The 8,333-nt window shown below is 71.7% G+C and carries 9 protein-coding genes; 1 reads left to right on the top strand and 8 read right to left on the bottom strand.

The window, feature by feature from the left end; genetic code table 11:
• Positions 1-765 (bottom strand): thiamine pyrophosphate-binding protein (locus tag OZN99_RS03930; RefSeq protein ID WP_270933868.1); only part of this gene is annotated, 765 nt, incomplete at its 3' end.
• Between the two features lie 298 nt (positions 766-1,063).
• Positions 1,064-2,074, bottom strand: coding sequence for a dimethylarginine dimethylaminohydrolase family protein (locus OZN99_RS03925; RefSeq protein WP_270933867.1), 1,011 nt, complete (start codon positions 2,072-2,074; stop codon positions 1,064-1,066).
• Positions 2,075-2,201: 127 nt separating this feature from the next.
• Between OZN99_RS03925 and OZN99_RS03920 the strand changes: the two genes are divergently transcribed.
• A complete protein-coding gene (locus tag OZN99_RS03920) occupies positions 2,202-2,795 on the top strand; it encodes a GNAT family N-acetyltransferase (RefSeq protein ID WP_270933866.1) in 594 nt (197 codons plus the stop codon).
• On the opposite strand, the gene OZN99_RS03915 is transcribed toward OZN99_RS03920, so the two are convergent.
• From OZN99_RS03915 to OZN99_RS03890, 6 genes are read right to left on the bottom strand one after another with little or no spacing between them, the layout of a single operon-like run.
• On the bottom strand, positions 2,737-3,528 hold the full coding sequence (locus OZN99_RS03915) for an ABC transporter permease (protein ID WP_270933865.1): 792 nt from the start codon (positions 3,526-3,528) through the stop codon (positions 2,737-2,739). The two genes, OZN99_RS03920 and OZN99_RS03915, sit on opposite strands and share 59 nt — an antisense overlap.
• Positions 3,529-3,532: 4 nt before the next feature.
• The gene (locus OZN99_RS03910) at positions 3,533-4,378 is read right to left on the bottom strand and encodes an ABC transporter permease (protein ID WP_270933864.1); all 846 of its coding nucleotides are present in this window, start codon (positions 4,376-4,378) and stop codon (positions 3,533-3,535) included.
• The gene (locus OZN99_RS03905) at positions 4,378-5,478 is read right to left on the bottom strand and encodes an ABC transporter ATP-binding protein (RefSeq protein ID WP_270933863.1); all 1,101 of its coding nucleotides are present in this window, start codon (positions 5,476-5,478) and stop codon (positions 4,378-4,380) included. Before OZN99_RS03905 ends, OZN99_RS03910 begins: the two co-directional genes overlap by 1 nt.
• Positions 5,478-6,248 (bottom strand): class II aldolase/adducin family protein, encoded by a 771-nt coding sequence (locus OZN99_RS03900; protein WP_270933862.1) that lies wholly within the window; start codon positions 6,246-6,248, stop codon positions 5,478-5,480. The genes OZN99_RS03905 and OZN99_RS03900 overlap by 1 nt, the downstream gene beginning before the upstream one ends.
• Complete coding sequence (locus OZN99_RS03895; RefSeq protein ID WP_270933861.1) at positions 6,248-7,195, bottom strand: 2-hydroxyacid dehydrogenase; 948 nt, start codon at positions 7,193-7,195, stop codon at positions 6,248-6,250. Before OZN99_RS03895 ends, OZN99_RS03900 begins: the two co-directional genes overlap by 1 nt.
• A 4-nt stretch (positions 7,196-7,199) precedes the next feature.
• Positions 7,200-8,306, bottom strand: a complete 1,107-nt coding sequence (locus tag OZN99_RS03890) for an extracellular solute-binding protein (RefSeq protein WP_270933860.1) — start codon at positions 8,304-8,306, stop codon at positions 7,200-7,202.
• Positions 8,307-8,333: the final 27 nt, after the last annotated feature.

Genomic DNA, 8,333 nt, shown 5'->3' with positions numbered 1-8,333 from the left:
CGGCCACACCTCGGCGAGCAGGCGGCAGCCGGTGGCGTCGGCGATCCGGCGCGCCAGCACCAGGCCTTGTCCGTGCAGCGCCGCCCCGCCCAGCAGCAGCGCGGCGCGCGATCCTCCCTGCAGCAGCGCCCGCGCCGCAGCTTCCACCCCGACCTGCCCGGGTGGCGCCGCGGGAGGCGCCAAGGGCCGCGCGGAAGCGCCATCCCAGCCGATCGCCTGCGCCTGCACGTCGTGCGGCAGCAACAGGACGGCAGGCCCGGCCGGAGGGCTGCTCGCCGCAGCCAAGGCCGCGTCCACCTCCTGCACCAGCGTGGCGGGATCCTCCGCGGCGTGTACGCAGCGGCACACCGCGGAAGCGAGGCGCGGGAGGTCCATCGCCAGCGGCGTACCGGCCGTGCGGTGGCAGCGCGGATGATCGCCCACCACGACGAGGCCGGGCGAGCGCGCGCGCCGCGCATTGTGCAGGTTCGACACGCCGTTCCCGAGCCCGACGCCCAGGTGCAGAAGGCTCATTGCCGGCCTGCCAGTCATCCGCGCGAAGCCGTCCGCCGCGCCGGTGCAGACATTCTCGTGCAGGCCGAGCACCGGGCGGATCGCGGGCACCGCCTCCAGCGCCTCCACCAGTGGCATCTCGGTGGTGCCGGGATTGGCGAAGCACACCTCGACGCCGCGGGCGGCCGCGACCCGCAGCACGGCCTCGGCACCGCTGACGAGGCGTCGAGGCAGGTCGCCGTCGCAAGCAGGCAGCGGACGGAAGCGGGTCACGGGCGCCTCCGCGGAACCAGGAGCCATGCCAGCAGGAGGCGGCGCGCGCGCGCCGTGGGCCGCGGCGGGGATGGCGGCAGACTGGCCGACTCCGACGCATGGGCCAGCAGGCGACCGACCGTCACCGACTGGCAGCGCCCATCACGGCGAACAACCAGCGCATCGAAGCCGCCCGGCGGCAAATCCAGCCACATCGCCACCTCCTCCCGTGCGTTGCGACGGGGCGGAAGATGGCGCCGGCGCGCACGGCGCCGCATCGTCCGAACGGACGAGACAGGCCGCGCGAAGCCGTGAGCCGCTACAGCGGGTCGCGCACCAGCGGGCAGGTGGAGCAGTGGATGCCGCCGCCGCCCAGGCCGACCTTGTCATAGGGCACGAGGCGGACGGAGACGCCGGCGCGGTCCAGCGCCTCCTGCGTGCGCGGGCTCACCCTGTCGCTCATCAGCACGCGACCGGGCGCGACAGCCAGGCAGTTGATGGCCCAGGACGGGTCCTCGTGGTTCACCGGGATCATCCGGATGCCCTCGCGCTTCAGCTCCTCCATGAAGACGAAGGGCAGCGTCGAGGGATTCACGATGGCCGTGTCGTGGTGGATCATCACGAAGGCGCCGTCGATGTGCAGGCGGTAGCCCGGGATCTGCACGCGGATCAGCCGCGCGCCCTGCACCTTCAGCACTTCCTCCACCTGCCGCGCGCCTTCCTCGTTGACGCGGGAGGAGATCCCGATGACGGCCAGGTCCGGCCGGATCCAGGCGAAGCTGCCGCCTTCCATCAGGCCGGTGCCGTGGATGGTGCGCAGAACAGGCATGCCGAGCGTCGCCAGCGTCTCCGTCACCGGCGCCTCCTCGCCGCGGCGGATCTTCGGGCCCATGCGGGTGACGATGGCGCCGCCCTTCACCGCGAAGCTGCTGTCGCGCGTGTAGACGGATTTGTGGCGGCCGGGCGCGCAGCGCTTCAGATAGACCACCTCCACCCCTTCCTCGCGCAGAGCGGCGGCCAGCGCGTCGTGCTGGGCCTGCTGCTCGGCCAGGGTGGGGCGGACCTCGCCGCGCCAGTAGGCGCCGCTCTCCGGGTCGCCATAGGCTCCGAGCTCCGGGATCAGCGGCAGGGTGTCCACCACCCGCATCTCCTCGCCCGGACGGTGCATCAGCACCACGCGCAGCCGGCCGATGTCGGAATCGCAGCCCCAGGCGCGGCCCCAGACGCGGGACGTCTCCGCCGGATCCTCGAAGGCCGGCTCCGGCACCGAGGCGAAGCGCTCGATCAGCATGTTGTAGCGGTGGTCGAACTCGCTCATCGCGCGGGACATGGCGGCACCTCCTGGCCGGCGACGGCGCCGGCGGTCACGGACGACACGGACGACACGCGTTGCGCCCCACCGCGACATCGCGGCGCAACGCCGAGAGGGTAGCAGTAGGGCGATGGAAACCGCGACGATGGCCCCCCTGATCCGCCCTGCCAGGCTCGAGGAGCTGGAAGCCCTGCTCGGCATGCAGCAGCGCAGCCTGCGCCAGCTCGCGGCGCCGTTCTACGGACGCGACGTGCTCGAAGCCGCGCTGGCCCAGATGGGCACCATGGACCCCCGCCTGATCGCCGACGGCACCTATCTGGTGGCGGAGGTCGAGGGCCGCATCGCCGGCAGCGCCGGCTGGACCATGCGGGCGCCGAACTACGCGCGGCTGCTGCAGGCGCCGCTGCCCGTGCTGCCGGGCCGGTCCGGCGTGGTGCGCAGCGTCTATGTGGACCCGGCGCTGGCGCGGCGCGGCATCGCGCGGCGCCTGATGGAAGCGGTGGAGGCGCGGCTGACCGAGGACGGCGCGGAGACGGCGGAGCTGATGGCGACGCTGGCCGGCGTGCCGCTCTACGACGCCCTCGGCTACCGCGTCGTCTCGGACCATGCGCTGCTGCTGGCGGAGGGGATGGAGTTCCCGGTGCGTCGCATGACCCGCCCGCTGACGGTCGGCACGCGCATCACCGCGCATCGCGCCGCCGCCGGAGCGCGAGGTCGAGCAGCAGCAGCAGCAGCGTGAACAGCACCAGCAGGACCGCGACCGCGGCCATGGCGGGGTCCAGGTTCTCGTTGATACCGTCCCAGATGCGGCGCGGCAGGGTGAAGACGTCGCGGCTGGCGATGAACAGCACGATCACCAGCTCGTCCCAGGAATGGATGAAGGCGAAGATCGCGCCGGAGGCGATGCCCGGCGCGATGCGCGGCAGGATCACCCAGCGCAGCGTCTGCAGCAGCGAGGCGCCCATGCCGCGCGCAGCCTGCTCCAGCCGAGGATCGAAGGCGGCCAGAGCGGTTGAGACGGTGATGACGACGTAGGGGATGCCCGTCACGCCATGCGCGATGGCGACGCCGGCGAAGCGGTCCAGCAGGTCCAGCCGGGCGAAGTATCGATACAGCCCGATCGCGTAGACGATCGAAGGGATGATGATCGGCAGCAGCATCAACGCACGGATCAGGTCGGTGGACCGGCGGGAGATGCGCCAGCAGCCGATGGCGCAGAGCGTGCCCGCGACCACCGCGATCAGGGTGGAGGCGACCGCGATCCAGAAGCTCTGCGCGATCGACCCCAGCCATTCGGCCGAGCCCAGCACGGTCGCGTAGTGGCGCAGCGACAACGTTTCCTGCGGCAGGGAGAGGAAGCGCTGGTCGGTCATCGAGACCGGGATCACGATGGAGATCGGCAGCACCAGGTAGATCGCGACGATCCAGGCCGAGGCGCTCGCGAAGGGGCCGGGCCGGTGCGCGCCTTCCATGCCGCTAGGCCCCGCTGCCGAAGACGCGGCGGAGGTCCACCACGCGGGAGAAGACGGCCAGCGTGGCCAGGATGGTCACCACCAGCACCGTCGCCATCATGGTGCCCAGGCCCCAGCGGATCAGGTCCAGGATCTGCAGGCCGATCCACTCTGCCACCATCAGTGTCTTCCCGCCGCCGAGGATCGCGGGCGTGATGTAGAAGCCCAGCGAGAAGATGAACACCAGCACGCCAGCCGCGATCAGCCCGGGCAGCGAAAGCGGCAGGAAGATGCGCGCGAACACGGTCTGCCGCGGCGCCCCCAGCCCGCGCGCGGCGGCCAGCAGGCGCGGGTCGATCTCCCGCATGGAGGCCAGCATCGGCAGCACGGCATAGGGCACCATGTAGTGCACCATGCCGACGACGATGCCGAACTCGTTCCAGACCAGCTGCAGCGGCTCCGCGACCAGGCCGCTCTCCATCAGCGCCTGGTTCACCAGGCCCTGCCGGCGGAGCAGCGTCACCCAGGCGAAGGCCCGCACCAGCACGCTGATCCAGAGCGGCACGAGCACCACCAGGATCCACCAGCGCCGTGCCCGCGCCTCGGCCAGCGCGATCCGGTAGGCCAGGACATAGCCCAGCAGCAGCGCCAGCGCGGTGGTGATGGTGCAGATGCGCAGCGTCGTGCCGATCACGCGCTGCACGCTCTCGCTGGTGAAGAGGCGCTCGTAGTTCCCGAGGCCCGGCTGCGGCTCGGTGAAGGAGATGGCGAGGACCTGAGCGATGGGGGCGACGTAGAAAGCCGTCATCAGCAGGAAGGCGGGCAGGATCAGCAGCCACCAGCCTGTCTGCCGCTGGCCGGCCGGCGCCATCAGGCGGCGTCCTCCTCGACCGGCACGCTGGCGCTCGCGCTCCAGCCCAGGCGGATGGCGAGCCCCTCGGCCGGCGCGATCGGCGCGCCCCAGCTGGGCAGGGTGACGCGCAGCATGCCCAGGTCCTGCGTGGCGACGGACAGCCCGAAGCCGGCGCCGAGATAGGACCAGGTGGCGATGCGCCCCTCCACCATGTTGTCGGCCGTCTCGCCATCCGCCAGCAGCGCGATCTTCTCCGGCCGCAGGGACAGCAGCAGCTTCGTGCCCGGCGCCGGGTGCGGCGCACCGGGCAGGATGCGCTGCACCAGCGGCGTGGCGCCGATGGCGAGCTGCATGGCCTCCGCGCCGCCCTGCTGGACCGCGGCATGCAGGAAGTTGGACTTGCCCAGGAAGTCGGCGACGAAGCGCGTGCGCGGGCGGTCATAGAGCGCGGTCGGCGCGCCTTCCTGCACCAGCTTGCCGTGGTTCAGGATCGCGACGCGGTCGGAGAGCGAGAGCGCCTCCTCCTGGTCGTGGGTGACGTTGACGAAGGTGCGCCCGACACGGCGGTGCAGCGCCTTCAGCTCCTCCTGCAGCTCGGCGCGCAGCTTCTTGTCGAGCGCGGAGAGCGGTTCGTCCAGCAGCAGCAGGGCCGGGTCGAAGACCAGCGCACGGGCCAGGGCCACGCGCTGCTGCTGGCCGCCCGACAGCTGCGAGGGGCGGCGTTCGGCGAAGCGATCCAGCTGCACCAGGTCCAGCGCGGCGCGCACCTTCTCCGCGCGCTCGGCGGTGCCCATGCGGCGGACCCGCAGCGGGAAGGCGACGTTCTCCGCCACCGTCATGTGCGGGAACAGCGCGTAGCCCTGGAAGACCATGCCGAAGTCGCGCTTCTCCGGCGGCAGGGCCGTGATGTCGCGGCCGTCGAGCAGCACCGCGCCCGCGGTCGGCGCGACGAAGCCGGCAATGCACATCAGGATCGTCGTCTTGCCACTGCCCGAGGGCCCAAGCAGCGTCAGGAACTGCCCGCTCTCCACCTTCAGCGAGACGTCGTCCACGGCGGTGAAGGTGCCGTAGCGCTTCGTCAGGCCCTGCAGCGCCAGGGCGTGGCCGGCGGCGGACATCAGCTCCGGTAGTCCGGCTGCTCGCGGTCCAGCTTCCGCTTCAGCGCCTGCCAGGGCAGCCAGCCCTTGGTCGGGCCGGTGCCGAACTGTGCCCGCGCGCGCAGCACCACCTCCTGCGGCGGGATCGCGAGCTTCGCGCCGGAGGACTGCGCCATCAGCTGGATGCGACAGGCCTGCTCCAGGTACCACATCCAGTAGAACGCCTCCGCCACGGTGCGCCCGACCGTCAGCAGGCCGTGATGGCGCAGGATCATGCAGGGCCGGTCTCCGAGGTCGCGGACCAGGCGCTCGCGCTCCGAGAGATTGTCGTCCGCGGCGATGCCCTCGTAGTCGTGCAGCGCGACGCGGCCTTCGAACTCCATCGACATCTGGTTCAGCGGCAGCAGGCCGCCCTGCTGCGCCGCCACCGCCATCCCGGCCAGGGTATGGGTGTGCATCACGCATTGGGCGTCCTCGCGGCCCATATGGACAGCGGAATGGATGACGAAGCCCGCCGGGTTCACCGGCCAGGACGTCGCCTGCCGCGGCTCGCCTTCCGCATCCACCAGCACCAGGCTGCTGGCAGTGATTTCCTCGAACAGCAGGCCGTAGGGGTTGACGAGGAAGCGGTGGCCATCGCCCGGCACACGGACGGAGAGGTGCGTGAACACCAGGTCCGTCATGCCGTAGAGCGCGATGAGGCGATACGCCGCGGCCAGGTCCTCTCGCAGCTCGCGCTCGGTCGGCACGTGGTTCGGGTCCGGGCGGACCGGTGGCGGCGGCAGCGGCATCAGTAGCCCCGGGCGTGGTCGTAGGTGTTGGGCAACGCCTCGCCGCGTTCATGCGCGGCGATCAGCTTCGCGACATGGGCGGCGCGCTCGCTGCGCGGCGGCAGGCTGGCCAGGTGCGGCGTGACCAGCAGCTTCGGATGCGTCCAGGCCGGATGCTCCGGCGGCAGCGGCTCCTGGTCGAAGACGTCGAGCACGGCGCCGGACAGCTTCCCGGAATCGAGCGCGGCCAGGATGTCCTCGATCTTCTGCTGGCTGCCGCGGCCGACATTCACCAGGCCCGCGCCGTCCGGCAGCGCATCGAGCAGCGGCTTCGCCAGGATGTGGCGGGTTTCCGGCGTGGCCGGCAGCAGGCAGACCAGGATGCGCGTGGCGGTAAGGAAGGCGTCGCGCTCCGCACCGCCGGCATAGCTGCGCACGCCCGGCACCTGCTTCGGCGTGCGCGACCAGGCGATGACGGGGAAGCCGATGCCCTGCAGCATGCGGGCCGCGGCGGCGCCCATGTGGCCCAGCCCCATGATGCCGACCGTTGTCTCCGGTGCCGTCCACTCCGGCTCGAAATAGTCCCAGCGCCGCTCCGCCTGCGCCGCGCCGATGCGCCGCGCGCCCTTGAGCAGAGACAGCGCGGCCCAGGTGACGAACTCGCCCATGCGCTGCGCCGCGCCGGGCGTGGCCATGCGGACCAGCGGAACGTGGCGCGGCAGGTCGGGGTCGGCGGTGATGAAGTCCACGCCCGCGCCACTGCCGAAGATCACCTCCAGCTTCGGCAGCTTCGCCAGCCGCCCCGGTTCCGGGTCCCACACCAGCACGTAGCGCACGGCGGCGGGATCGACGGTGGCGTCGTCCCACCAGCGCACATCCACCGTCGCACCTGCGGCGGCGAAGGCGCGCTGCCAGTCCGGCACCGCGGCCTCACCGCCGGACTTCACCAACAGGATCGGTCGCGCCACGCGGTCAGCCCGTCACCATGTCGATGTAGTCGGCGTTGGCCTGGGCGTAGTTCGCGCCCCACCAGCGCCCGTCCTGCGCCACCTGCACGCGGGCGTTCTCCGGGTCCGTCGGGTTGAAGCGGCGGAACTCGGCGGGCACCAGCGCCGCGGCGCGCGGGTTAGTCGGCCCGTTGCCCAGGAACTGCAGCAGCCCGACCTGTGCCTCCGCGTTGGACAGCATGGACGCCAGCAGCCGCTGCACCAGCTCGCCGCCCGGGTTGCCGCGCGGGCTGACGAAGATGCCGGGCTGCAGGATGCCCTGATTCCAGATGTGCTTGAAGCGGCCGTTGCTCTCCTGCTCCAGCACCTTGGCGCGGGTGTGCCAGATCTGGCCCATCACCGCTTCCCCGGTGCGGATGAACTGCTCGGATTCGGACCCGCTGGTCCAGAAGACGCAGTTGCGCCGGATCTCCCGCACCTTGTTCAGGCTGGCACGGATGTCGAGCGGGTAGAGGTTCGCCGGATCCTTCCCCAGCGCCATCTGCGCCGCGTCCAGCGCGCCGGCGGCGTCGCGGCGCAGCAGCCGCGTGCCCGGGAAGCGCCGCAGGTCCCAGAAATCCGCCCAGCTCTGCGGCGGCGTCGGGAAGCGCTGACTGTCGTAGACCAGCACGTTGCTGAAGGAATAGGGCGCCGCGCCATGCTCCAGCGCGAAGGTCGGGCCGATCACGTCGTCCCGCTTCACGATGGTGTAGTCGATACGGTTCAGCAGATTCATGCCGCCGAGCAGGTAGGAGCTGGTGGCGGAGCTGTCGCAGATGTCCCAGGTGACGCGCCCGCTTTCCACCATGCTGCGGATGCGCCCGGCGGAGGGGCCGGTGCTGTCCTGCACCACGCGCACGCCCGGATTCGCCGCGGCGAAGGGCTCGCCGTAGAAGCGCCCGAAGCCGTCATTGGCGATGCCGCCCCAGTTCACCATCACCAGCTGCCGCCCCTGCGCGCCGGCCTCGCGCGGCGCGAGCCCGCTGCCGACGCCGAGCGCCGCGAGCCCCGCCAGCAGCGCGCGGCGGCTCACCTCGCCACGGCGGAACTTCTCGAACGCCAGCTCGACGCAATCCTGCTGGAAGCTCTGCATGCCCCGTCTCCTTCGGCTCGCGCGCTC

The sequence above is a fragment of the Falsiroseomonas oryzae genome, assembly GCF_027856955.1.
Taxonomy (GTDB): domain Bacteria; phylum Pseudomonadota; class Alphaproteobacteria; order Acetobacterales; family Acetobacteraceae; genus Falsiroseomonas; species Falsiroseomonas oryzae.
The sequence above is the reverse complement of the archived record's forward strand: the minus strand, read 5'-3'. Positions and strand labels throughout refer to the sequence as shown.